Origin of the sequence: Streptomyces poonensis (assembly GCF_014650915.1) — a bacterium.
In the GTDB taxonomy this organism is placed as follows: domain Bacteria; phylum Actinomycetota; class Actinomycetes; order Streptomycetales; family Streptomycetaceae; genus Streptomyces; species Streptomyces poonensis.
Window position 1 is genome coordinate 163,132 of sequence record NZ_BMVW01000008.1, and the last position, 24,471, is coordinate 187,602.

Here is a 24,471-nt window from a genome sequence, read left to right on the forward strand (position 1 = left end):
GTCAGGTCTCTCAGGGTCCGCGAATCCGCTGAGGCCCTGCCCGGTCGCCAGACCCGGCAGCGGCGCGCAGCAGAACCCCAAGAAGTCAGCCACAAGGAGACCGAACCGTGAAGAGCGCCGTCGAGACCCTGAACCCGACCCGGGTTCGGCTCACTGTTGAGGTGCCCTTCGAGGAGCTCAAGGACAGCCTCGACGCGGCGTACAAGAAGATCAACCAGCAGGTCACGGTGAAGGGCTTCCGCAAGGGCAAGATCCCGGCCCGCGTCATCGACCAGCGGTTCGGCCGCGGTGCGGTCCTGGAGGAGGCGGTCAACGACGCGCTTCCGAAGTTCTACACCGAGGCGGTCAACGAGGCCGAGCTCAACGTCCTGGGCCAGCCCGAGGTCGACATCACGGAGCTGAAGGACAACGAGCTGCTGTCCTTCACCGCCGAGGTCGACGTCCGCCCGGCCATCGAGATCCCGGACTACTCCGGCATCGAGGTCGAGGTCGACGCCGTCGAGGTCACCGACGAGGACGTCGAGAAGTCGGTGGAGCAGCTGCGTGAGCGCTTCGCCTCCACCACCCCGGTCGAGCGTGCCGCCGAGGACGGCGACGTCGTGACGATCGACCTGGAGGCCAAGGTCGAGGGCGAGGTGCTGGAGGACGGCATCGCCAGCGGCGTCTCCTACACCATCGGCTCCGGTGAGCTGCTGGACGGCATCGACGACGCCGTGAAGGGCCTGGAGGCCGGCGGCGAGGGCACCTTCACCTCCGAGCTGAAGGGCGGCTCGGCGGCGGGCAAGGAGGCCGAGGTCACCGTCAAGGTCACCCAGGTCGCCGCCCGTGAGCTGCCGGAGCTGGACGACGAGTTCGCCCAGCTCGCCTCCGAGTTCGACACCCTCGAGGAGCTGAAGGCGGACAGCCGCAAGCGCCTGGAGAACATGAAGGAGTACGACCAGGCCACGCAGGCCCAGGAGCGCGTCCTGGAGAAGCTGCTGGAGCTCGTCGAGGTGCCCGTCCCCGAGAAGCTGCTCGAGGACGAGATCAACACCCGCAAGCACAACCTGGAGCACCACCAGCTCGGCCAGATGGGTCTGACCCTCGACAAGTACCTGGAGATCCAGGGCAAGACGGCCGAGGAGTTCGACGAGGAGACCCGCGAGGCGGCGGTCAAGGGCATCAAGACCCAGTTCGTCCTCGACGAGCTCGTCAAGCAGGAGAAGCTGAACGTCAACCAGGAGGAGCTCACCGAGCACCTCATGCGGCGTGCGGCCTCCTCCGGCATGTCCCCCGACCAGTTCGCCCAGGCCGTCGTCGAGGGCGGCCAGGTGCCGCTGCTCGTCGGCGAGGTCGCCCGCGGCAAGGCCCTCGCGGTGGTCGTCGAGGCCGCCACGGTCAAGGACACCAACGGTGAGGTCGTCGACCTGAGCGACGACGAGGACGAGGCCGAGGGCGAGACCGAGGAGACGGCAGAGGCCGCCGCCGAGGCTCCGGCCGAGGAGAAGGCCGCGGAGAAGACCGAGGGCTGATCCTCGCGACATCTCTGACGCAGTACGACGGCCCCGGGGCGGAACCCCCGGGGCCGTCGGCGTCCCCGGCAGCACCGGCTTCCCAGGACACCGGCGCCGCCGGCGCCGCCGATCCGCCCGGCGCCGTCGGCCCGCCCGGCAGCGCGCCGGTCCGGGGCGTCTGCGCCTCGGCACGCCGGGAACGCAGAAATCCGCAAGAGCCATCAGCGCCCCCGGGGGGCGGCAGGAACCCCAGGGAACGCCGATGTGCCCCGGGGAAGCCCGGAGGACCGAGCGGCCGGGCGTGTGCCACCCCGTCGCCCTTGGCCCGCCCGGGTGACGGCCGTTTACCGACTCCTCCCGGTGGAGCGGCATGCGCTGACAGCGAACAGTCCGGGAAACCGGGATGGCACCCGCCTGCCTGCGCGTTAGGGTCCATTGATACGAGGGCAGGGGAGTCCCCGGAGCCGCCCGGACGGGGCGCGCCCTGGGTCCCAGGCCCCAGCAGAACACGTGAGACGGCCCGGCGCCGTCGTAAGACGAGCAGGTGGATACGTGACGAATCTGATGCCCTCCGCCGCCGGCGAGCCCTCCATCGGTGGTGGCCTCGGCGACCAGGTCTACAACCGGCTGCTCGGCGAGCGGATCATCTTCCTCGGCCAGCCGGTGGACGACGACATCGCGAACAAGATCACCGCGCAGCTGCTGCTCCTTGCCGCCGACCCGGACAAGGACATCAACCTGTACATCAACAGCCCCGGCGGCTCCATCACGGCCGGTATGGCGATCTACGACACCATGCAGTTCATCAAGAACGACGTGGTGACCATCGCCATGGGCCTCGCCGCCTCGATGGGCCAGTTCCTGCTGAGCGCGGGCACGCCGGGCAAGCGCTTCGCGCTGCCGAACGCCGAGATCCTGATCCACCAGCCCTCCGCCGGCCTGGCCGGCTCGGCCTCCGACATCAAGATCCACGCGGAGCGGCTGCTGCACACCAAGAAGCGCATGGCCGAGCTCACGGCCCACCACACCGGCCAGACGGTCGAGCAGATCACCCGCGACTCCGACCGCGACCGGTGGTTCGACGCCTACGAGGCCAAGGAGTACGGCCTCATCGACGACGTGATCACCTCTGCCGCCAGCATGCCGGGCGGCGGCGGCACCGGGGCGGCGTAACCGGCGCACACCGGCGCGAGTCGGAGCGCCGTGCTCCGGCGCGTGACGCCGTACGACAGGCCGGGACCGGTACCGCCGTCCCGTCCGGCCGTACGGCAGCGGCGGGGTTCGATCCGGCGTACGGCCCCCGTACGCCGGCGCACAGCCGGTACGACACGACCGGCGCCGACCCCGCAAGCCCCCTGCAGCCCCAGCCGACCGCCTCAGCCCCTCTCAAGGCTCCCAGGAGACCCACAGTGAACGACTTCCCCGGCAGCGGCCTCTACGACCGTATGCGCGCCGAGTACACCGGCCCGCAGGCCGAGTCCCGCTATGTCATCCCCCGCTTCGTGGAGCGCACCTCCCAGGGCGTGCGCGAGTACGACCCGTACGCGAAGCTCTTCGAGGAGCGCGTGATCTTCCTCGGCGTGCAGATCGACGACGCCTCCGCCAACGACGTCATGGCGCAGCTGCTGTGCCTGGAGTCGATGGACCCCGACCGTGACATCTCGGTCTACATCAACAGCCCCGGCGGCTCCTTCACCGCGCTGACGGCCATCTACGACACGATGCAGTTCGTCAAGCCGGACATCCAGACGGTCTGCATGGGCCAGGCCGCCTCCGCGGCCGCGATCCTGCTGGCCGCCGGCACGCCCGGCAAGCGCATGGCGCTGCCGAACGCGCGCGTGCTGATCCACCAGCCGTACAGCGAGACCGGCCGCGGTCAGGTCTCCGACCTGGAGATCGCCGCCAACGAGATCCTCCGGATGCGCTCGCAGCTGGAGGAGATGCTGGCCAAGCACTCCACCACGCCGATCGAGCGGATCCGCGAGGACATCGAGCGTGACAAGATCCTGACGGCCGAGGACGCGCTGTCGTACGGCCTGATCGACCAGATCATCTCCACCCGGAAGATGAACAACGCCGACGTCCGCTGACGGAGGGGATCCCCCCAGCTCACGCCTGGCCGGGAGCGAGGGGGAAGCTGTATCGTCTGCCGCCCCTTGGCACGGTTTGACACGGTGCACGTCAAAGTGAACCGCGCCAAGGGGGGCCCGAACGGGGGGCCCGGCAAGGTACCGTCGGACATAAGGCAGCACCAGGAGCCGCTGGACGTAGGCGTCTCCCAGGCGAAGGGGAAGCACACCGTGGCACGCATCGGTGACGGCGGCGATCTGCTCAAGTGCTCGTTCTGCGGCAAGAGCCAGAAGCAGGTCAAGAAGCTCATCGCAGGCCCCGGTGTGTACATCTGCGACGAGTGCATCGATCTCTGCAACGAGATCATCGAGGAGGAGCTCGCGGAGACGAGCGAGGTGCGCTGGGAGGAACTCCCGAAGCCCCGCGAGATCTACGAGTTCCTCGAGGGCTACGTCGTCGGCCAGGAGGCCGCGAAGAAGGCGCTCTCCGTCGCGGTGTACAACCACTACAAGCGGGTCCAGGCCGGTGAGAACGGCGGCGCCCAAGGACGGGACGACGCCATCGAGTTGGCGAAGTCCAACATCCTCCTGCTGGGCCCCACGGGCTCCGGCAAGACGCTGCTCGCGCAGACGCTCGCGCGCATGCTGAACGTCCCCTTCGCCATCGCGGACGCGACCGCGCTGACGGAGGCGGGCTACGTCGGCGAGGACGTCGAGAACATCCTGCTCAAGCTCATCCAGGCGGCCGACTACGACGTCAAGAAGGCCGAGACCGGGATCATCTACATCGACGAGATCGACAAGGTGGCCCGGAAGAGCGAGAACCCCTCCATCACGCGTGACGTGAGCGGCGAGGGCGTGCAGCAGGCGCTGCTGAAGATCCTGGAGGGCACCACCGCGTCCGTGCCGCCGCAGGGCGGGCGCAAGCACCCCCACCAGGAGTTCATTCAGATCGACACGACGAACGTCCTGTTCATCGTGGGCGGCGCCTTCGCGGGCCTGGAGAAGATCATCGAGTCCCGGGCCGGCGCCAAGGGCATCGGCTTCGGCGCCACGATCCGCTCCAAGCGCGAGCTGGAGAACAAGGACCAGTTCGAGGACGTCATGCCCGAGGACCTGGTCAAGTTCGGGATGATCCCCGAGTTCATCGGCCGTCTGCCGGTCATCACCTCGGTCCACAACCTCGACCGCAAGGCCCTGCTCCAGATCCTGGTCGAGCCGCGCAACGCGCTGGTGAAGCAGTACCAGCGCCTCTTCGAACTCGACGGCGTGGAGCTGGACTTCGAGCGCGAGGCCCTGGAGGCCATCGCCGACCAGGCCATCCTCCGCCAGACCGGCGCCCGCGGGCTGCGCGCCATCATGGAGGAGGTCCTCCAGGCGGTGATGTACGAGGTCCCGTCCCGCAAGGACGTGGCCCGCGTGGTCATCACGGCGGACGTCGTCCTGTCGAACGTGAACCCGACGCTCATCCCGCGGGACGCCCGCGGGCGGGGTTCGGGGGAGCAGAAGACGGCGTAGCCGTACGACGATCCACCTGATCCGTCTCATCCACCTGTACGAGGAAGGGCCCCGGTCGAGTGACCGGGGCCCTTCCTCGTCGCCGCGCGGCGGATCACTCCTTGACGCGGACCTCCGTGCGGAAGTCGGCGGCCAGGTCCGCCGTGGCGCCCAGGTCGGCGGCCTTGCCCGACAGGGCGTCCGCCATGTCGACGTGGATGAAGACACCCACCGTGCTGTGGTCGCCCCAGATGCAGACCGGCATGCTCATCGACGAGGAGTCGGACGAGGAGCCACTGCCCAGACCGGCGCCCTTGATCTTGGTCTCCTGGCACTTGAGGACCGCGCCGTCGAGCGCGCTCGGCGTGAACGCCTTGGGGTCGCCGACCAGTTCGCCGGTCTCCGAGTCCTCACCGGCGTTCTTCGCCAGCTCGGCGAACATCTCGTCGACGACGTTCTCCGGGTCGTCGATCTCGCCCTGGACGCCCACGAACTGGATCATGGCGCCGGCGAGCGGATTGCTCTCGTCCTGGGACTGGTAGGCGCCGCTGACGCTCTTGGCGTTCTTCACGCCGTGCTTCTCGGCGTCCTCGAGGTCGGACGCGCTGAAGCCGCCGGTGGCGGCGCTCGCGGCCTTCTTGTACTCGCCGCCGAGCACCGACGCCGGCGTCGTCAGCTTGTGCGCCCCGTCGTCCGGGATGTCCGAGCCGCTGCCGCCGCCCCCGGCCAGGACGACGTACGCACCCACGGCGATCGCGGCCACGACGGCCACCGCGCCGATGATCAGGCCCGTCTTCTTCTTGCCGCCGCCCGGCGCGGGCGGCTCCGGGAAACCGTACGGCTGCTGGCCGTAGGGCTGCTGACCGTACGGGGGCTGGCCCTGCGGGGGCTGACCGTACGGTCCGGGCTGCTGGGGCTGGCCGTACGGGCCGGGCTGCGGAGGCTGGCCGTACGGTCCCGGCTGCTGCGGGGAACCGTCCTGCGGAGGCTGCTGGGGGTACCCGTAGCCGGGCTGCGGGGCCGGAGCCTGGGGCGGGTAACCGTAGCCGGGCTGAGGGGGCTGCGGGGCGCCGGGCGGGGGAGCCTGCGGCGGCTGGCCGTAGGGGCCCGGCTGGCCGTACGGCCCGGGCTGCTGGGGCTGGCCGCCGTACGGGCCCGGCTGGTTCTGACTCATTTGTGGGTTCCCCCTCAATGCCTTATGCGTTCCCGACATCCTGACGCAGGGGCCACGCACTGGGAGCACCGGGGGTCGCACCGTTACCAAAGATTCTGGTTTCGGGACGGACCCGTGACACCTCTAAACTGAGCCCCGTGACCGAGAAGCCTCAGCAGCAGCCCGCAGCGCCCACCACCGACCTGCCGACCCAGTACTCGCCGGCCGACGTAGAGGGGGAGCTGTACGAGCGCTGGGTAGAGCGGGGTTACTTCGAGGCCGACGCGAAGAGCGACAAGCCGCCGTACACCGTCGTCATCCCGCCGCCGAACGTCACGGGCAGCCTGCACCTCGGGCACGCCTTCGAGCACACCATCATCGACGCCCTGACCCGCCGCAAGCGCATGCAGGGCTACGAGACGCTGTGGCAGCCCGGCATGGACCACGCCGGCATCGCCACGCAGAACGTCGTCGAGCGGGAGCTGGGCAAGGAGGGCAAGTCCCGCCACGACCTCGGCCGGGAGGCGTTCGTCGAGCGCGTCTGGCAGTGGAAGGCGGAGTCCGGCGGGCAGATCTCCGGGCAGATGCGCCGCCTCGGCGACGGCGTCGCCTGGTCGCGCGAGCGCTTCACCATGGACGAGGGCCTGTCCCAGGCCGTCCAGACCATCTTCAAGAAGCTGTACGACGACGAGCTGATCTACCGCGCCGAGCGCATCATCAACTGGTGCCCGCGCTGTCTCACCGCCATCTCGGACATCGAGGTCGAGTACCAGGACGACGACGGCGAGCTGGTCTCCATGAAGTACGGGGAGGGGGACGACACGATCGTCGTCGCCACCACCCGTGCCGAGACGATGCTCGGGGACACGGCCGTCGCCGTCCACCCCGACGACGAGCGGTACAAGCACCTGGTCGGCAAGCTGATCCGCCTGCCGCTCACCGACCGCTCCATCCCGGTCGTCGCCGACGCCCACGTCGACCCGGAGTTCGGCACGGGTGCCGTCAAGGTCACCCCGGCCCACGACCCGAACGACTTCGAGATCGGCCAGCGGCACGACCTGCCCAACATCGCCGTGATGGACGAGCACGCGGTCATCACGGTCCCCGGCCCCTTCCAGGGCCTGGACCGCCTCGAGGCCCGCTCCGCCATCGTCGCCGCGCTGCGCGCCGAGGGCCGGATCGTCGCCGAGAAGCGGCCGTACGTCCACTCGGTCGGCCACTGCTCGCGCTGCAAGACCACCATCGAGCCGCGGCTGTCGATGCAGTGGTGGGTCAAGGTCGGCCCGCTCGCGAAGGCCGCCGGTGACGCGGTCCGCGACGGCAAGGTCAAGATCCACCCGCAGGAGATGGAGAAGCGGTACTTCGACTGGGTCGACAACCTCCACGACTGGTGCATCTCGCGCCAGCTCTGGTGGGGCCACCGCATCCCCGTCTGGTACGGCCCGAACGGCGAGGTCGTCTGCGTCGGCCCGGACGACGAGGCCCCGATCGGCGAGGGCTGGCACCAGGACACCGACGTCCTCGACACCTGGTTCTCGTCCGGCCTGTGGCCGTTCTCCACGCTCGGCTGGCCGGAGCAGACCGAGAGCCTCGCGAAGTTCTACCCGAACTCCGTCCTGGTCACCGGCTACGACATCCTCTTCTTCTGGGTCGCCCGGATGATGATGTTCGGCCTGTACGCGATGGACGGCACCCCGCCGTTCCACACCATCGCCCTGCACGGCATGGTCCGCGACCAGTTCGGCAAGAAGATGTCGAAGTCCTTCGGCAACGCGGTGAACCCGCTGGACTGGATGGACAAGTACGGCTCGGACGCGCTGCGGTTCACGCTCGCCCGCGGTGCCAACCCCGGCGTCGACGTCCCGATCGGCGAGGACTGGGTCCAGGGCTCCCGCAACTTCGCCAACAAGATCTGGAACGCCACGCGCTTCGCGCTGATGAACGGCGCGACGGTCGAGGGCCCGCTGCCGGACCCGTCCGAGATGTCGGCGACCGACCGCTGGATCCTGTCCCGGCTGAACGCCACGGTCGCCGAGGTCGACGCCTTCTACGACGACTACCAGTTCGCCAAGCTGTCGGACGCCCTGTTCCACTTCGCCTGGGACGAGGTCTTCGACTGGTACGTCGAGCTGTCCAAGACGACGTTCATGGGCGGCGGCGAGGCCGCGAAGGTGTCGGGCCGGGTCCTGGGCGAGGTCCTGGACGTCACGCTCCGCCTGCTCCACCCGATCGTCCCCTTCGTGACCGAGACCCTCTGGACCACGCTCACGGGCGGCGAGTCGGTCGTCATCGCCGACTGGCCCAAGGACAGCGGCTTCCGTGACGCCGACGCCGAGCGGGAGATCGAGACCCTTCAGCAGGTCATCACCGAGGTCCGCCGCTTCCGCGCCGACCAGGGCCTCCAGCCCGGCCAGCGCGTCCCGGCCCGCCTGACCCTCGACGGCACGGCGCTGGCGCCCCACGAGGCCGCCATCCGCCAGCTCCTGCGCCTGCAGCCGGAGGGCGAGGGCTTCACGGCCACGGCCACGCTGCCGGTCGCGGGCGCCGAGGTCGCGCTGGACCTGTCCGGCACGATCGACGTCGCCGCGGAGCGCAAGCGCCTCGCCAAGGACCTGGCCGCCGCGCAGAAGGAGCGTCAGCAGGCTGAGGCCAAACTGGGTAACGAGGCGTTCCTGGCCAAGGCGCCCGACCACGTCGTGGAGAAGATCCGCACCAGGCTGGCGAAGGCTGATGAGGACATCACTCGGATCGAGAACCAGCTGGCGAAGCTGCCGGTAGGCTGATTTCCAGTTGTCTCCGCTATCGCGGAGGTGATCCGGACCTGGCCGCTGCTGACAAGGACAAGGCCCGGTTGTCCCCGCCGCTGCGGGGCTGGCGGTCGACGTGAATGAGGGCCCCGGAGCCGTTCGGTTCCGGGGCCCTCGTGTAGGGCGCGAGCCGCCTCACGCCTTTGTCAGCGCCCCTCCGTAGACTGGCCCCGTGAGTGAGCTCCCCCCGGACGACAACAGCGCGCTGCCCGACCCGCTCGACAGCTTCGACGAGATGATCGAGGCCGAGACCAACCGCGACCCCGATCTGGCGGTGATCGAGGCGGGCAGCCGTACCCTGCGGGCGCAGAGCGGACCGCCGCGCGCCGACGTACCCGCACGCCCGGCCGACCCCGAGGTCGACCAGGCGCTGCGCGAGGTGGAGGCGGAGCTCGCCACCCGCTGGGGCGAGACCAAGCTGGAGCCGTCGGTCAGCCGGATCGCCGCGCTGATGGACGTGCTGGGGGAGCCGCAGCGGTCGTACCCCTCGATCCACATCACCGGCACCAACGGCAAGACCTCCACCGCCCGCATGATCGAGGCGCTGCTCGGCGCCTTCGACCTGCGCACCGGCCGGTACACCTCGCCGCACGTCCAGTCGATCACCGAGCGGATCAGCCTCGACGGCGCGCCGATGGACGCCGAGCGGTTCATCGAGACGTACCGGGACATCAAGCCGTACGTCGAGATGGTGGACGCCTCCCAGGAGTACCGGCTGTCCTTCTTCGAGGTGCTCACCGGCATGGCGTACGCGGCCTTCGCGGACGCGCCGGTCGACGTGGCCGTCGTCGAGGTGGGTATGGGCGGCAGCTGGGACGCCACCAATGTGATCGACGCCGACGTGGCCGTCGTGACGCCCATCGACCTCGACCACACCGACCGCCTCGGCAACACCCCGGGCGAGATCGCCGGCGAGAAGGCGGGCATCGTCAAGCAGGACGCGACCGTGATCCTGGCGCAGCAGCCGGTGGACGCGGCGCAGGTGCTGCTGAAGAAGGCCGTCGAGGTCGACGCGACCGTGGCCCGCGAGGGCCTGGAGTTCGGGGTCGTCTCGCGGCAGCTCGCCGTCGGCGGGCAGATGGTGACGCTGCGCGGCCTCGGCGGGGAGTACGAGGACGTCTTCCTGCCGCTGCACGGCCCCTACCAGGCGCACAACGCGGCGGTGGCGCTCGCCGCCGTCGAGGCGTTCTTCGGCGTCGGCTCCCAGCGGCCCGAGCGGCTCGACATCGACACCGTCCGCAAGGCGTTCGCGTCGGTGGCCTCGCCGGGCCGTCTCGAGGTCGTACGGCGCTCGCCCACCGTGGTCCTGGACGCCGCGCACAACCCCGCGGGGGCGCGGGCCACGGCGGAGGCGGTGAGCGAGGCGTTCGACTTCAGCCGGCTGATCGGTGTGGTCGGCGCGAGCGGCGACAAGAACGTACGGGGACTCCTCGAGGCCTTCGAGCCGATCTTCGCCGAGGTCGTGATCACCCAGAATTCCAGCCACCGCGCGATGGACGCCGACGAACTGGCGGCGATCGCGGTCGAGGTGTTCGGCGAGGACCGGGTCCAGGTGGAGCCGCGGCTGCCCGACGCACTGGAGGAGGCGATCACGCTCGCCGAGGAGGAGGGCGAGTTCGCGGGCGGCGGGGTCCTCGTCACCGGTTCCGTGATCACCGTCGGCGAGGCCCGACTGCTGCTGGGAAGGGGCTGACGTACCCGTGCGTACCCTCTGTGCTTCGACGCTGATCGGCGAGTTCTTCGTCATCGGCTTCGCCGGTCTGGTCGCCATGAAGGACCCGGACCTGTCCATGACGACGGTGTGGACGGTCTGCGGGGTCGCGATGGTGCTGTCCGTCCTGCTGTGCGGAATGATCACGCGGCCGGGCGGGGTGCAGCTCGGCTGGGCGCTGCAGATCGTCCTCGTCGCCTCCGGCTTCTTCGTCCCCGTCATGTTCTTCATGGGCGCGGTGTTCGCCGCCCTGTGGTGGGCGTCGATCCACTACGGACGCAAGATCGACGAGGCGAAGGCCCGCTTCGCGGCGCAGGCGCAGCAGCAGGAGGCGGCGGGCGGGGCTTCCTGACGTCGGCGCTGACGCTGCGTGACGGGCGCCTGGCCACGCCCTGTAGCCTCTGAGCTCCGCACAAGCGTGCATCGACTTTTGTCAGATGTCAGATGAAGGAGCCACCGTCGTGAGCCAGCGCACCCTTGTCCTCCTCAAGCCCGACGCCGTCCGTCGTGGGCTGACCGGCGAGATCATCGGCCGTATCGAGCGCAAGGCCGGATGGCAGATCACCGCGCTGGAGCTGCGCACGCTGGACCAGGAGACGCTGGAGCAGCACTACGGGGAGCACAAGGGCAAGCCGTTCTACGAGCCGCTGGTCGCGTTCATGTCCTCCGGCCCGGTGGTCGCGATGATCGTGGAGGGTGAGCGGGTCGTCGAGGGCGTCCGCGCGCTCGCCGGACCGACCGACCCGATCGCGGCCGTCCCCGGCTCGATCCGCGGTGACTTCGGTGTCATCGTCCGCGAGAACCTCATCCACGCGTCCGACTCGGAGGAGTCCGCCGAGCGCGAGGTGAAGATCTTCTTCCCCGGCCGCGCGTAGGCGCTCCGCTGCGGTGCCGGGTCTGGGGCCTCCGCCTCCCTGAGGCCGGGCCCGGGTACCCCGCCTCACCGGGGCCGGGTGGTCCCGCCTGACCGGTGCCGGTCCGGGGCCCGCTCCACCGGGCCGGGATCCACCCGGTGTGCGTGCGGGGCTCCGGCCCGTCCGACGTGCGTGACCCGGCCGCCACCGCCGAGCGTGGCCGGGGTCTCGGCCGGCCGGCGCACAGGGCGGGTTCCGGCCCGGTGGGCGTAGTGCCGGCCCGGTCGACGCGCGGGGTTCGGATCCCCGTCACTTCACGCCACCCGAGACCGCGTCGAAGGGCCGTGCCACGGGGCCGGGGCCTGCCCGGCGCGGCCACCCGCAGGGCACCGTCAGGAACCGGCCATGTCGCCGTCCGCAGAGCACCCGACGGGCGGTCGGCCCCGGCGCTGACGGGCCGTCGGAGGGACCGGCGCACGCCTGTGTGAGCGCATCCCCTCCGAATCCCCCCATCTCTCTGGCATATGCGTGGCGTGCGGGGGAACGCAACCCCCCGAACGCTCGTCTCCACAAGCGAGGCGACACGTCATCTGCTGACAATGGCGAAGACCCTCGCGCAGTGTCCGTGCGGGCGAGACTACGATGTAAGCCTTCACGTCACAGCACCCACTTCGCCGTCCCGAAAAGCCGTCAGTGCTCCAATACGGGAAGGCCAGACGAATCCTGATGGGGAACTCAATGTCGTTCATCGGCCGTGACATGGCTGTCGACCTCGGGACCGCCAACACGCTGGTGTACGTCAGGGGTCGCGGGATCGTACTCAACGAGCCGTCCGTCGTCGCGATCAACACGAACACCGGTGGAATTCTTGCGGTCGGCGCTGAAGCCAAGAAGATGATCGGTCGGACGCCCGGCAACATCGTCGCCGTGCGTCCTCTGAAGGACGGTGTCATCGCCGACTTCGAGATCACCGAGCGGATGCTCCGCTACTTCATCCTGAAGATCCACAAGCGGAGGTATCTCGCCCGGCCGCGCGTCGTCGTCTGCGTGCCGTCCGGCATCACCGGCGTCGAGCGCCGCGCCGTCATCGAGGCGTCGTCCCAGGCCGGCGCCCGCCAGGTGCACATCATCGAGGAGCCCATGGCCGCGGCCATCGGCTCCGGACTGCCGGTCCACGAGGCCACGGGCAACATGGTGGTCGACATCGGCGGCGGCACCACGGAGGTCGCGGTCATCTCGCTCGGCGGCATCGTCACCGCCCAGTCCATCCGCGTCGCGGGTGACGAGCTGGACAACGCGATCATCCAGCACATCAAGAAGGAGTACTCGCTCCTCCTCGGTGAGCGGACGGCCGAGCAGATCAAGATCACGATCGGTTCGGCGTACGACCTGGACACTGACGAGCACACCGAGATCCGGGGCCGGGACCTGGTCTCCGGACTGCCCAAGACCGTGGTGATCTCCGCGGCCGAGGTCCGCAAGGCCATCGAGGAGCCCGTCAACGCCATCGTCGACGCGGTCAAGACGACCCTCGACAAGTGCCCGCCCGAGCTCTCCGGCGACATCATGGACCGCGGCATCGTCCTCACCGGCGGCGGCGCCCTGCTGCGCGGCCTGGACGAGCGGCTGCGCCGTGAGACGGGCATGCCGATCCACATCGCCGAGGACCCGCTGGACAGCGTGGCGCTCGGCTCCGGCAAGTGCGTCGAGGAGTTCGAGGCGCTCCAGCAGGTGCTGGACGCCCAGCCCCGCAGATGACGTAACGCTTCGATTCCGCCGTACGAGACGATCCCTTCTCGTGCGGCGGATCGTTGATATTGAGGCATAAGCTTCCGCTCGACACCCTTGACACACCCCTGACACCCCGACACCCCGAGAGCTCCCCGCGGCACCGACCGCGAGCCCGCCCGTCCGGGGTGCGCCCCTGTCAACCGTTCCCAGTTAGCTGAGTCACCCGAGTTACCCATCTCGACGAGGAAGGCACGGCCGCCGCACGTGAGGGACACACGAGAGAGCCGGCTGCTCCTGGTGCTGCTGGTCGCCATCGCGTTCGCGCTGATCACGGTGGACATCCGCGGCGGAGAGGACTCACCGGTCGACGGTGCCCGCCAGGCCGCGGCCACGGTCTTCGGACCCGTGGAGGACGGCATCGCCACCGCGGTCGACCCGATCGGCAACGCGATCTCCGCAGTCCGCGACTCCGGCACCCGCCACGACCGTCTCGCCGCGCTGGAGAAGGAGAACGCGGAGCTGAAGGCGGAGCTCGGCAGCGACGACCGCTACCGCAGCCGGGTGAAACAGCTCGACAGGATGCTGAAGACGGCCGCCAACGGCCAGTACGGCATCAAGGGCGCCGAGGTCATCGCCATAGGCGCCGCCCAGGGCTTCTCCTGGACCGTGACCATCGACATCGGGTCGAACGACGGCATCAGGCGCGACATGACCGTCCTGAACGGGGACGGCCTGGTCGGCCGGGTCACCACCGTCGGGCCGAACACCTCCACCGTGCTCCTCGCCAACGACCCCGACTTCACGGTCGGCACCCGCATGGAGTCCACCGACGAACTGGGCTTCGCCTCCGGACAGGGCGACCGGCCGCTGCGCGTGGAACTCCTCAACGGCAAGGCCAAGGTGAAGAAGGGCGACCGGCTGGTCACCTTCGGCTCCCAGGCGGACCGTCCGTTCGTACCCGGTGTGCCCGTCGGCGTCGTCTCGCGCGTCGACCCCTCCGGCGGTGACCTGACCCGGACGGTGTACGTCGAGCCGTTCGCGGGACTCACCAAGCTCGACCTCGTCGGAGTCGTCGTCGAGGTGCCCCGCAAGGACCCGCGGGACACCGTCCTGCCGCCCAAGCCGAAGCCCACGCCCCGGCCGACCGTGACGGTGACGGTCACGCCGTCCCCGGGCGCCGAGGTGCCCACCGACGGCCAGTCGCAAGACCCGCAAGAGCAGTAGGAGCTGACCCCCATGCGCCTGAACCGGATGCTGCTCTCCGCCACCCTGGTGATCGTCGCCCTGGTGCTCCAGGTGAGCGTCCTCGCCCGCCTCCAACTCCCCGGCGCCGTGCCGGACCTGGTGCTCCTCACCGTCCTCGGCCTGGCCCTCGTGTACGGGCACGTCGGCGGCGCCCTCGTCGGCTTCGGCGCGGGACTGCTCTCCGACCTCGCTCCGCCCGCCGACCACGCCGCCGGCCGCTACGCGCTCGTGCTGTGCGTCATCGGCTACCTCGCCGGGCTGGTGAAGCCGGAGAACGGCCGGCTGAAGTCCGTGACCGGCCCGCTGGCCGTCGTGGCCGCCGCCGCGATCGGCACGACCCTGCTGTACGCGGGCGTCGGCGCCCTCGTCGGCGACACCGCCGCCCGCCATGTGGGCCTGCCGAGCCTGGTGCTCACGGCCACGGTGTACGACCTGGTGCTCGCCCCCTTCGTCGTCCCCGGGATCATGGCGCTGGCCCGGCGCGCCGACAACGACCCGCTCGACGAGGCGAACTCCGCCAAGGCGGCTGACGTCTCCACCGGCTGGCTCGCCTCCGGCACCGGCCTGAGCATCGGCCAGCAGCGCGGCGGGCGCATCAAGACGGCCAGGGCGCGCACGGCCCGCGCCGGACGCATCAAGGGGGTCAAGCGGCTGTGACGGCACGGCAGTCGAGTACGGCGGACGGACGGCAGCCGAGTACGGCGGGCGGCGCGACACGAGGGGAGGGAACCGCATGACCAACATCCCGGAGACCGGACGGACCCCACGGGTCCAGATCCGGCTCGTCGTCATCCAGATCCTCGTCCTGTCCCTGCTCGCCACCCTCGGCGGGCGCCTGTGGTACCTCCAGATCCGCGAGGGCGACACCTACGCCAAGGAAGCCTCCGGCAACCATGTGCAGCAGGTCGTCCAGCCCGCCGTACGCGGTTCGATCCTGGACGCCCGCGGTGTGCCCATCGCCGACAACGAGACCCGCCTCGTGGTCTCCGCCTCCCGCACCGACCTGATGAAGATGAAGGACGACGGCGAGGCGGTCCTCACCAAGCTCGCCGGCGTCCTCGGCATGACCCCCAAGGAGGTCATGGACAAGGTCCGGCTGTGCGACGCCGAGACCCCGCAACCGTGCTGGAACGGCTCCCCGTACCAGCCGATCCCCATCACCGACGAGGCCACCCCCAAGCAGGCCCTGCAGATCCGCGAGCGCTCCGAGGACTTCCCCGGCATCACCGCCGAACCGCAGGCCATGCGCCGCTACCCGGCACCCGGCGGCGCCAACACCGCCCAGGTGCTCGGCTATCTCTCGCCCGTCACGGACGAGGAGATCCAGCAGGCCCAGGACACCGACTCGCCGTATCTGCGCTCCGACCAGGTCGGCCGCTCCGGCCTGGAGCGCCAGTACGACAAGGCGCTGCGCGGCAAGGCCGGTGTCACCCGCTACGAGGTCGACAACCTCGGGCGGGTCATAGGAGAGGCCGAGAACGACCCGACGCAGCCCGGTGACAACCTCGTCACCAGCATCGACGCCCGCGTCCAGCGCATCGCCGAGTACGAGCTCAACGAGGCGATGAAGGAAGCCCGCAAGCAGCACGACAGGAACACCGGCACCAACTACAAGGCCGACTCCGGCGCCATCGTCGTGATGGAGGCGAAGACCGGCCGCGTGGTCGCCATGGCGTCCAACCCGACGTACGACCCGAACGCCTGGGTCGGCGGCATCTCCGCCAAGGACTACACGGAGCTCACCGGCAAGGACTCCAACTACCCGCTGCTGAACCGGGCCATCCAGGGCCAGTCGGCCCCCGGCTCCATCTTCAAGGTCGTCCCCACGGCCGCCGCCATACAGGCCGGTTACTCCTTCGACGGCCCGTACCAATGCTCGAGCTCCTACTCGATCGGCGGCCAGGTCTTCAAGAACTTCGAGTCCCGGGGGTACGGCCCGATCAGCCTCGGCCGCGCCCTGGAGGTCTCCTGCGACACCGTCTTCTACCGGCTCTCCCACGAGGAGTGGAAGAAGGACGGCGGCACCAAGCCGAAGAAGAACGCCAACGACTGGTTCTACAAGACCGCCCACCAGTTCGGCCTCGGCGAGGAGACCGGCATCGACCTGCCCAACGAGGTCACCGGCCGGGTCCCCGACCGCCAGTGGAAGCTCGACTACTGGAAGGCCAACAAGGACGCCTGGTGCAAGACCGGCAAGAAGGACGGCGACTACGCCGAGAAGATCGCCTACGAGAACTGCCTCGAAGGCAACCGGATGCGCGCCGGTGACTCCGTCAACTACTCCATCGGACAGGGCGACACCCTCGTCACGCCGATACAGATGGCCACCATCTACGCGGCGATCGCCAACGGCGGCACGCTCTACGACCCCACGGTCGGCAAGGCGATCATCAGCGCCGACGGCAAGAGCGTGCAGGAGATCGAGCCCACGGCGCACGGCAAGCTGCCGATGACCAAGAAGACCCTCAACGCCATAGACGGAGCCCTCGAAGGCGTCGCGACCCGCGGTACCGCCGCCTGGCGGTTCCAGGGCTGGCCGCAGGACGAGATCCCGATGCACGCCAAGACGGGTACGGCGGAGGTCTACGGCAAGCAGACCACCTCGTGGTTCGCCACGTACACCGAGGACTACTCCATCGTCATGACGATCTCCCAGGGCGGTACGGGCTCCGGCGCCTCCGCCCCGGCCGTGCGCAAGCTCTACAACGCGCTGTACGGCGTCTCCGAGGAAGGAAAGATCGACAAGAAGAAGGCGCTGCTGTACACCCCGCAGAAGAGCCTGCCGAAGGTCGGATCCGACGGCTCGATCGAGGCGCCGAAGGTCGACAAGTACCCCTCGCCGAAGGACAAGGAGAAGGCCTCGCCCAGCCCGCAGCCGGTGGTGTTCGGCGACCCGGCGCCCGATGATCCGGCGCCCGGCGGCCTGGCCGCCACCGTGAACACCCCGGCGGCGGGCGGCAACCGCGACGCCCGCAGGCGCTCGGCCCGCCGCGGCCGCGCCCGGAACAGGCGCAGGAGCACCCCATGACCGGCGCGAACAGTTTCTCCGTCTCCTCCTACGGGCCCAAGCGGTCCGGCTTTGCCCGGCTGTTCGCCCGCGACTCGCTCGCGCGCCGGCTCGACTGGCCGATACTGCTGAGCGCCCTCGCGCTGTCGCTCATCGGCACGGCCCTCGTCTACTCGGCCACCCGCAACCGCACCGAGCTCAACCAGGGCGACCCGTACTACTTCCTGACCCGGCACCTCCTCAACACCGGCATCGGCATCGCCCTGATGATCGGCACGGTCTGGCTCGGCCACCGCACCCTGCGCACGGCCGTGCCGGTCCTGTACGGCGTCTCGGTCTTCCTGGTGCTGCTGGTGCTCACCCCGCTCGGCGCGACCATCAACGGCGCGCACGCGTGGATCCGCCTCCCCGGCGGCTTCTCGCTCCAGCCCTCCGAGTTCGTGAAGGTCACGATCATCCTGGGCATGGCGATGCTGCTGGCGGCACGGGTCGACGCGGGCGACCGGCCGCACCCCGACCACCGCACCGTCCTGCAGTCCCTCGGCCTCGCCGCCGTGCCGATAGCGATCACGCTGCTCATGCCCGACCTCGGCTCGGTCATGGTCATGGTCGTCCTGGTGCTCGGCGTGCTGCTCGCCTCCGGCGCGTCCAACCGCTGGATCTTCGGGCTGATCGGCACGGGCGTGGCCGGCGCGATCGCCGTCTGGCAGCTGAAGATCCTCGACGAGTACCAGATCAACCGGTTCGCCGCCTTCGCCAACCCCTCGCTCGACCCCGCCGGCGTCGGCTACAACACCAACCAGGCCCGCATCGCGATCGGCTCCGGCGGACTGTTCGGCACCGGGCTCGGCCAGGGCTCGCAGACCACCGGCCAGTTCGTGCCCGAGCAGCAGACGGACTTCGTCTTCACGGTCGCGGGCGAGGAGCTCGGCTTCGTCGGCGGGGCGCTGATCATCGTGCTGCTCGGCATCGTCCTGTGGCGCGCGTGCCGCATCGCGCGCGAGACGACCGAGCTGTACGGCACGATCGTCGCCGCCGGCATCATCGCCTGGTTCGCGTTCCAGTCGTTCGAGAACATCGGTATGACGCTCGGCATCATGCCGGTGGCCGGTCTGCCGCTGCCCTTCGTCTCGTACGGCGGATCGTCGATGTTCGCGGTCTGGGTGGCGGTCGGGCTGCTGCAGTCGATCCGGGTGCAGCGGCCCATGTCGGCGTAGGGGCTCCGGCGGGGCGCGGAACCCCGGACACGGTCCCACGCCCTTTCCGGCCGCACCGCGCGCGTTCCCTTCCCGGGCCGGACATGGGCTGCCCAACCGCCGGATGCGCCACTACATTCGGTCCATGGCGGACACGAAGCGCGAGATCGAGCGGAAATACGAGTCCGACGAGAGCGGTCTGCCCGACCTGACGGGCGTCGCCGGAGTCGCCACCGTCGTCGACAAGGGTGTCGCCGAACTGGACGCCGTCTACTACGACACCCCCGACGAACGCCTCGCCGCGTCCGCGATCACCCTGCGCCGCCGCACCGGGGGCGACGACGCGGGCTGGCACCTGAAGTTCCCCGTCTCCGCCGGCGTACGGGACGAGATCCACGCCCCGCTCTCCGGCACCCTGCCGCGCTCCCTCGCCCGCCTCGTGCGCTCCCGGGTCCGCGACGCCGAACTGGTCCCCCTCGTCCGCCTCCGCTCCTCGCGCGACGTCCGTGACCTGCTCGACGCGGACGGCGCTCTGCTCGCCGAGGTCAGCGTCGACTCCGTACGGGCCGAGCGGCTCACCGGCGGCGGGCGTGACGCCCAGTGGTCCGAGATCGAGGTCGAACTGGCCGACGGCGGGGATCCGGCCTTCCTCGACAAGGTGGAGAAGAAACTGCGCAAAGCCGGCGTACAGCCCTCCGCGGCGCCTTCCAAGCTGGCGAGGGCCCTGCGGGAGACGGCATCAGGAGGCGAGGCCTCCGGGCCGCCCCCCGAGCGCCCCGGGCGGCCCGTCACCACCGCCGACCACGTCATCGCCTACCTGCGCGCCCAGCGCGACGCGATCGTCGCCCTCGACCCCGCCGTACGCCGCGACCTGCCCGACTCCGTGCACGGCATGCGCGTCGCCACCCGCCGCCTGCGCAGCACCTTCCGCTCGTACGCCAAGGTGCTCGACCGAGCCGTCACCGATCCCGTCGGCGCCGAGCTCAAATGGCTGGCCGAGGAGCTGGGCGCGGGCCGCGACCAGGAGGTGCTGAGCGAACGCCTCACGGCCGCCCTGGACGAGCTGCCGCGGCCCCTCCTCGCCGGCCCGGTCCGCACCCGGCTGCGCACCTGGTCCCACAGCCGCCGCTCCGGATCCCGCCGCCGGGTGACCGCCGTACTGGACGGCGAGCGCTATCTGGCCCTGCTCGGCGCGCTCGACTCCCTGATCGCGGACCCGCCGCTGCGCAAGGCCGCCGGTGCCGCCCCGGAGAAGGTGCTCACCAGGACCGTGGAACGGGAGGTGGGGCGCGTGTCCCGGCTCGTCCGCACGGCCCTGGACGTCCCGCCGGGCACCGAACGCGACCTGGCCCTGCACGAGGCCCGCAAGAAGGCCAAGCGCGCCCGGTACGCGGCGGAGACGGCCGTCGGGCCGGACGGGGCGAAGGGCGCCTTCGCGGACCGGGTCCGGGACATGAAGGCCCTCCAGACCCTCCTCGGCGAGCACCAGGACAGCGTCATGGCCCGGCAGTCCCTGCACGAGGTGGCGGCCCAGGCCCACGCCGCGGGGGAGAGCTCCTTCACCTACGGCGTGCTGTACGGCCGGGAGGAGCGGCGGGCCGCCGAGACCGAGGCGGCGCTGCCACAGGCGTACGAGCGGTACTGCGCGCCGCGTTAGGCTTGATGGTCACCCCTGTCAGTTCTGTCGTCCTCACGAAGGTCCGCGAGATGTCTGCCGAAGTCGCTGCGTCGGTGTTCCCGCAGCTCGAAGCTCTGCTCCCGCATGTGCAGAAGCCGATCCAGTACGTCGGCGGAGAGCTGAACTCCACCGTCAAGCCGTGGGACTCCTCTGACGTCCGCTGGGCGCTCATGTACCCCGACGCCTACGAGGTCGGCCTCCCCAACCAGGGCGTCATGATCCTCTACGAGGTCCTCAACGAGCAGGAGGGCGTCCTCGCCGAGCGCACCTACAGCGTGTGGCCGGACCTGGAGGCGCTGATGCGGGAGCACGGCGTCCCGCAGTTCACCGTGGACAGCCACCGCCCGGTGAAGGCCTTCGACGTGTTCGGCCTCAGCTTCTCCACGGAGCTCGGCTACACGAACATGCTGACGGCGCTGGACCTCGCGGGCATCCCGCTGGAGTCCAAGGACCGCACGCTCGACGACCCGATCGTCCTGGCCGGCGGCCACGCGGCCTTCAACCCCGAGCCGATCGCCGACTTCATCGACGCGGCGGTCATCGGCGACGGCGAGCAGGCCGTGCTGGACATGACGCGGATCATCCGCGAGTGGAAGGCGGAGGGCCGGCCGGGCGGCCGCGAGGAGGTCCTCTTCCGCCTCGCGAAGACGGGCAACGTGTACATCCCGGCGTTCTACGACGTCGAGTACCTCCCCGACGGCCGGATCGGCCGCGTGGTCCCCAACAAGTCGGGCGTGCCGTGGCGCGTGTCCAAGCACACCGTCATGGACCTCGACGAGTGGCCGTACCCCAAGCAGCCCCTGGTCCCGCTCGCCGAGACGGTCCACGAGCGCATGTCCGTGGAGATCTTCCGCGGCTGCACCCGCGGCTGCCGCTTCTGCCAGGCCGGCATGATCACCCGCCCGGTGCGCGAGCGCTCCATCACGGGCATCGGCGAGATGGTCGAGAAGGGCCTGAAGGCGACGGGCTTCGAGGAGGTCGGCCTGCTCTCGCTGTCCTCGGCGGACCACTCCGAGATCGGCGACATCGCCAAGGGCCTGGCGGACCGCTACGAGGAAGACAAGATCGGCCTCTCGCTGCCGTCCACCCGCGTCGACGCCTTCAACGTCGACCTGGCCAACGAGCTCACCCGCAACGGCCGCCGCTCCGGCCTCACCTTCGCCCCCGAGGGCGGCTCCGAGCGCATGCGCAAGGTCATCAACAAGATGGTCTCGGAGGACGACCTGATCCGCACGGTCGCCACCGCCTACGGCAACGGCTGGCGCCAGGTGAAGCTGTACTTCATGTGCGGCCTGCCCACGGAGACCGACGAGGACGTCCTCCAGATCGCCGACATGGCGACCCGCGTCATCGCCAAGGGCCGCGAGGTCTCCGGCTCCAACGACATCCGCTGCACGGTCTCCATCGGCGGCTTCGTCCCCAAGCCCCACACACCCTTTCAGTGGGCCCCGCAGCTCTCCGCCGAGGAGACGGACGCCCGCCTGGAGAAGCTCCGCGACAAGATCCGCGGCGACAAGAAGTACGGCCGCTCCATCGGCTTCCGCTACCACGACGGCAAGCCGGGCATCGTCGAGGGCCTGCTCTCCCGCGGCGACCGCCGTATCGGCGCCGTCATCCGCGCGGTGTACGAGGACGGCGGCCGCTTCGACGGCTGGCGCGAGCACTTCAGCTACGACCGCTGGATGAACTGCGCCGACAAGGCCCTCGCCCCGTTCGGCGTGGACGTCGACTGGTACACCACCCGCGAGCGCTCCTACGAGGAGGTCCTGCCCTGGGACCACCTGGACTCCGGCCTCGACAAGGACTGGCTCTGGGAGGACTGGCAGGACGCCCTCGACGAGACCGAGGTCGAGGACTGCCGGTGGACGCCGTGCTTCGACTGCGGTGTGTGTCCCGCGATGGACACGAACATCCAGATCGGCCCGACGGGCAAGAAGCTGCTGCCGCTGACGGTGAAGAAGCCGGCGACGACCGGCTGACCCGGCGCGGCGCACGGCTTCGGCGCCACAGGTTGCAACAAAGGGGGGAGCCCGGAGCGTCCGGGCAGACATGGAACTCGAGAAAGAACCGGCCGCACGGCAGGAGACCGCCGTGCGGCGGGAGACCGCCGTGCGGCAGGCCGCTCCGGCCGAGGGCTGCCTGGTCACGGCGATCAGGCTGCCCGTACGGATCATCGCGCTCGTGGTCGTCGTGCCCGTCCGGATGCTCTGGGACGCACTGGTCTGGATCGGGCGGGTACTCCGGGACACCGTGCTGCGGCCGGTCGGCAGGGCACTGCTGTGGCTCTGCAAGGCCCTGTTCGTGTGGCCGTTCGTGGCCCTGTGGCGGTACGTCGTCGTACCCGTGGGCAAGGCGCTCGGGTGGCTCGGGCACGTCCTGGTCGTCGTGCCGTTCGTATGGGTGTACCGGTATGTGCTGACGCCCCTGGGGCGGGGCATCGCGTGGCTGGCCCGGGGCGTGGGAAGCGCGCTGGCGTGGCTGGGGCGCCTGCTCGTCGTCGTGCCCTGCCAGTGGCTGTACCGGTACCTCCTGGCACCCGTCGGGCGCGGCATCGCCTGGCTCGCCCGCATGATCGCCACCGGTGTCGGGTTCACGCTGTACTGGACGGCGCGCATCCTGTTCGTCCTCCCCGCGCTCGCCGTCTGGCGGTGGGTGCTGGCACCCGTCGGACGCGTGCTCGCCGTCATCGGGCGGGAGGTGTGGGACGCGCTGAAGCACGCCTGGCGGATCGCCGGGTACGTGTCGCGGGCCGTCGGGCGGTTCCTCGGCACCCTCTTCCGGTGGATCCTCGTGGAGCCGCTGCGCTGGACGTACCGGACCGTGCTCACCCCGATCGGGCACGTGGTGCGCGATGTGGTCTGGCGCCCCGTGGCCGGTGCCGCCCGCGCCGTGGGCCGGGCCACCCGGCAGATGCTGGCCTCCGCCCGCGCCTCCGTCCGGCAGGCGCGTGCCGACGTCCGCCGCATGCTCTTCGGCGCCCCGAAGCAGCCGGAGACGCGTCGGCGGGTGGACCGGGGGGAACCCGTACACCAAGAGACACGTACGCTAGGTAGCAGTACGACCGCACTCACGAAGGACTGAGCGACACTGGGCAAGCGACAGCCCGAAGGCCCGCCGCCCGCACCCGCGGTGCAGCGCATCCGACTGCGCTACACCAAGCGCGGCCGCCTCCGGTTCACCAGCCACCGCGACTTCCAGCGCGCCTTCGAGCGTGCGCTGCGCCGCGCCGAGGTGCCGATGGCGTACTCGGCGGGGTTCACGCCGCACCCGAAGGTGTCGTACGCCAATGCCGCACCCACCGGCACGGGCAGTGAGGCGGAGTACCTGGAGATCGCGCTCACCGAGGCGCGCGATCCCGACACGCTGCGCGAGCTGCTCGACGAGTCGCTGCCCGCCGGGCTCGACATCGTCGACGCGGTGGAGGCCCGCACCCCGGGCCTCGCCGACCGGCTCACCGCCTCCGTCTGGGAGCTGCGCCTCGACGGCGTGACCCCCGAGGAGGCCGGGCGCGCGGTGGCGGCCTTCGAGGCGGCCGAGACCGTGGAGGTCGAGCGCCAGACCAAGAAGGGCATGCGGGCCTTCGACGCCCGCCCCGCCGTCGTGAGCCTCGACGTGAGCCCGGAGGCGCACAGCCCCGAGGCTGATAGGCCGACCGACCAGCCCTGTGCGATACTGCGGCTGGTTGTTCGGCACGTGACGCCTGCCGTACGACCCGACGACGTCCTGTCCGGTCTCCGCGCCGTGGCCGACCTGGCGCCGCCGGTCCCCGCAGCGGTGACCAGGCTGGCGCAGGGGCTGTTCGATGAAGAGACCGGCACGGTGACCGACCCGCTCGCGCCCGACCGCGAGGCAGCGCCGGCCCTCACAACGGCCGCTGCCGCCGCGACGGTGCCGGCGGTGGAAGGTCCCGCGTAGGGACGGACGTCGTAGCGCCGCCCTCGGACTCGGGAGCCACCTGGGTCGGGCAGCGCACCGACCAGAAGACTTTCGCCAGGCCGTGCGTAGAGGCGTACGGAACCGGCGAGACAGG

18 protein-coding genes are annotated in these 24,471 nt (G+C 70.3%); 17 read left to right on the forward strand and 1 reads right to left on the reverse strand.

Going from position 1 to position 24,471, the window contains the following annotated elements; genetic code table 11:
• The first annotated feature begins 107 nt into the window (after window positions 1-107).
• The 4 genes from tig to clpX all read left to right on the forward strand — a co-directional run bounded on the left by tig (window position 108) and on the right by clpX (window position 5,080).
• Entirely contained in the window at window positions 108-1,511 is a 1,404-nt protein-coding gene (gene tig, locus IE242_RS21040) for a trigger factor (protein WP_189861548.1), read from the forward strand.
• Between the two features lie 534 nt (window positions 1,512-2,045).
• On the forward strand, window positions 2,046-2,666 hold the full coding sequence (locus IE242_RS21045) for an ATP-dependent Clp protease proteolytic subunit (RefSeq protein ID WP_037767891.1): 621 nt from the start codon (window positions 2,046-2,048) through the stop codon (window positions 2,664-2,666).
• Between the two features lie 236 nt (window positions 2,667-2,902).
• Window positions 2,903-3,583 (forward strand): ATP-dependent Clp protease proteolytic subunit, encoded by a 681-nt coding sequence (locus tag IE242_RS21050; protein WP_271208712.1) that lies wholly within the window; start codon window positions 2,903-2,905, stop codon window positions 3,581-3,583.
• 210 nt (window positions 3,584-3,793) lie between these two features.
• Window positions 3,794-5,080 carry an ATP-dependent Clp protease ATP-binding subunit ClpX gene (clpX, locus tag IE242_RS21055; protein ID WP_030569920.1) on the forward strand — a complete coding sequence of 429 codons (1,287 nt, stop codon included), beginning with the start codon at window positions 3,794-3,796 and terminating at the stop codon, window positions 5,078-5,080.
• 94 nt (window positions 5,081-5,174) lie between these two features.
• Here the strand turns inward: clpX and IE242_RS21060 are convergent, their stop codons facing one another.
• Window positions 5,175-6,233: a hypothetical protein gene (locus IE242_RS21060; protein WP_189861550.1), complete on the reverse strand. Its 1,059-nt coding sequence runs from the start codon at window positions 6,231-6,233 to the stop codon at window positions 5,175-5,177.
• 137 nt (window positions 6,234-6,370) lie between these two features.
• On the opposite strand from IE242_RS21060, the gene IE242_RS21065 reads away from it, so the two are divergent.
• The 13 genes from IE242_RS21065 to IE242_RS21125 all read left to right on the forward strand — a co-directional run bounded on the left by IE242_RS21065 (window position 6,371) and on the right by IE242_RS21125 (window position 24,356).
• On the forward strand, window positions 6,371-8,995 hold the full coding sequence (locus tag IE242_RS21065) for a valine--tRNA ligase (RefSeq protein WP_189861554.1): 2,625 nt from the start codon (window positions 6,371-6,373) through the stop codon (window positions 8,993-8,995).
• A 259-nt stretch (window positions 8,996-9,254) separates the two neighbouring features.
• Entirely contained in the window at window positions 9,255-10,712 is a 1,458-nt protein-coding gene (gene folC / locus IE242_RS21070) for a bifunctional tetrahydrofolate synthase/dihydrofolate synthase (protein WP_373299554.1), read from the forward strand.
• Between the two features lie 7 nt (window positions 10,713-10,719).
• Entirely contained in the window at window positions 10,720-11,082 is a 363-nt protein-coding gene (locus IE242_RS21075; protein WP_189861556.1) for a DUF4233 domain-containing protein, read from the forward strand.
• Between the two features lie 109 nt (window positions 11,083-11,191).
• A complete protein-coding gene (ndk, locus tag IE242_RS21080; protein ID WP_189861558.1) occupies window positions 11,192-11,605 on the forward strand; it encodes a nucleoside-diphosphate kinase in 414 nt (137 codons plus the stop codon).
• Window positions 11,606-12,322: 717 nt separating this feature from the next.
• The gene (locus IE242_RS21085; RefSeq protein WP_006133575.1) at window positions 12,323-13,342 is read left to right on the forward strand and encodes a rod shape-determining protein; all 1,020 of its coding nucleotides are present in this window, start codon (window positions 12,323-12,325) and stop codon (window positions 13,340-13,342) included.
• A 237-nt stretch (window positions 13,343-13,579) separates the two neighbouring features.
• Window positions 13,580-14,539, forward strand: coding sequence for a rod shape-determining protein MreC (gene mreC / locus IE242_RS21090; RefSeq protein ID WP_189861560.1), 960 nt, complete (start codon window positions 13,580-13,582; stop codon window positions 14,537-14,539).
• Window positions 14,540-14,551: 12 nt separating this feature from the next.
• Window positions 14,552-15,217, forward strand: coding sequence for a rod shape-determining protein MreD (gene mreD, locus IE242_RS21095; RefSeq protein WP_189861562.1), 666 nt, complete (start codon window positions 14,552-14,554; stop codon window positions 15,215-15,217).
• Between the two features lie 76 nt (window positions 15,218-15,293).
• On the forward strand, window positions 15,294-17,588 hold the full coding sequence (gene mrdA, locus IE242_RS21100; RefSeq protein WP_189861564.1) for a penicillin-binding protein 2: 2,295 nt from the start codon (window positions 15,294-15,296) through the stop codon (window positions 17,586-17,588).
• On the forward strand, window positions 17,585-18,784 hold the full coding sequence (gene rodA, locus IE242_RS21105; RefSeq protein ID WP_189861566.1) for a rod shape-determining protein RodA: 1,200 nt from the start codon (window positions 17,585-17,587) through the stop codon (window positions 18,782-18,784). Before mrdA ends, rodA begins: the two co-directional genes overlap by 4 nt.
• Window positions 18,785-18,908: 124 nt before the next feature.
• Complete coding sequence (locus IE242_RS21110) at window positions 18,909-20,420, forward strand: CYTH and CHAD domain-containing protein (RefSeq protein ID WP_189861568.1); 1,512 nt, start codon at window positions 18,909-18,911, stop codon at window positions 20,418-20,420.
• 50 nt (window positions 20,421-20,470) lie between these two features.
• Entirely contained in the window at window positions 20,471-22,420 is a 1,950-nt protein-coding gene (locus IE242_RS21115) for a TIGR03960 family B12-binding radical SAM protein (protein WP_189861570.1), read from the forward strand.
• Between the two features lie 70 nt (window positions 22,421-22,490).
• Window positions 22,491-23,522 (forward strand): hypothetical protein, encoded by a 1,032-nt coding sequence (locus tag IE242_RS21120; protein WP_189861572.1) that lies wholly within the window; start codon window positions 22,491-22,493, stop codon window positions 23,520-23,522.
• Window positions 23,523-23,570: 48 nt separating this feature from the next.
• Complete coding sequence (locus IE242_RS21125; RefSeq protein ID WP_189861574.1) at window positions 23,571-24,356, forward strand: TIGR03936 family radical SAM-associated protein; 786 nt, start codon at window positions 23,571-23,573, stop codon at window positions 24,354-24,356.
• The last annotated feature ends 115 nt before the right edge of the window (window positions 24,357-24,471 follow it).

What these genes read in the sequence shown, in the direction of transcription:
- IE242_RS21060 (WP_189861550.1), bottom strand. Translation starts at nt 6,233, where the DNA reads ATGAGTCAGAACCAGCCGGGCCCGTACGGCGGCCAGCCCCAGCAGCCC.
- folC (WP_373299554.1), top strand. Translation starts at nt 9,255, where the DNA reads ATGATCGAGGCCGAGACCAACCGCGACCCCGATCTGGCGGTGATCGAG.
- IE242_RS21085 (WP_006133575.1), top strand. Translation starts at nt 12,323, where the DNA reads ATGTCGTTCATCGGCCGTGACATGGCTGTCGACCTCGGGACCGCCAAC.
- mreD (WP_189861562.1), top strand. Translation starts at nt 14,552, where the DNA reads ATGCGCCTGAACCGGATGCTGCTCTCCGCCACCCTGGTGATCGTCGCC.
- mrdA (WP_189861564.1), top strand. Translation starts at nt 15,294, where the DNA reads ATGACCAACATCCCGGAGACCGGACGGACCCCACGGGTCCAGATCCGG.
- rodA (WP_189861566.1), top strand. Translation starts at nt 17,585, where the DNA reads ATGACCGGCGCGAACAGTTTCTCCGTCTCCTCCTACGGGCCCAAGCGG.
- IE242_RS21110 (WP_189861568.1), top strand. Translation starts at nt 18,909, where the DNA reads ATGGCGGACACGAAGCGCGAGATCGAGCGGAAATACGAGTCCGACGAG.
- IE242_RS21115 (WP_189861570.1), top strand. Translation starts at nt 20,471, where the DNA reads ATGTCTGCCGAAGTCGCTGCGTCGGTGTTCCCGCAGCTCGAAGCTCTG.
- IE242_RS21120 (WP_189861572.1), top strand. Translation starts at nt 22,491, where the DNA reads ATGGAACTCGAGAAAGAACCGGCCGCACGGCAGGAGACCGCCGTGCGG.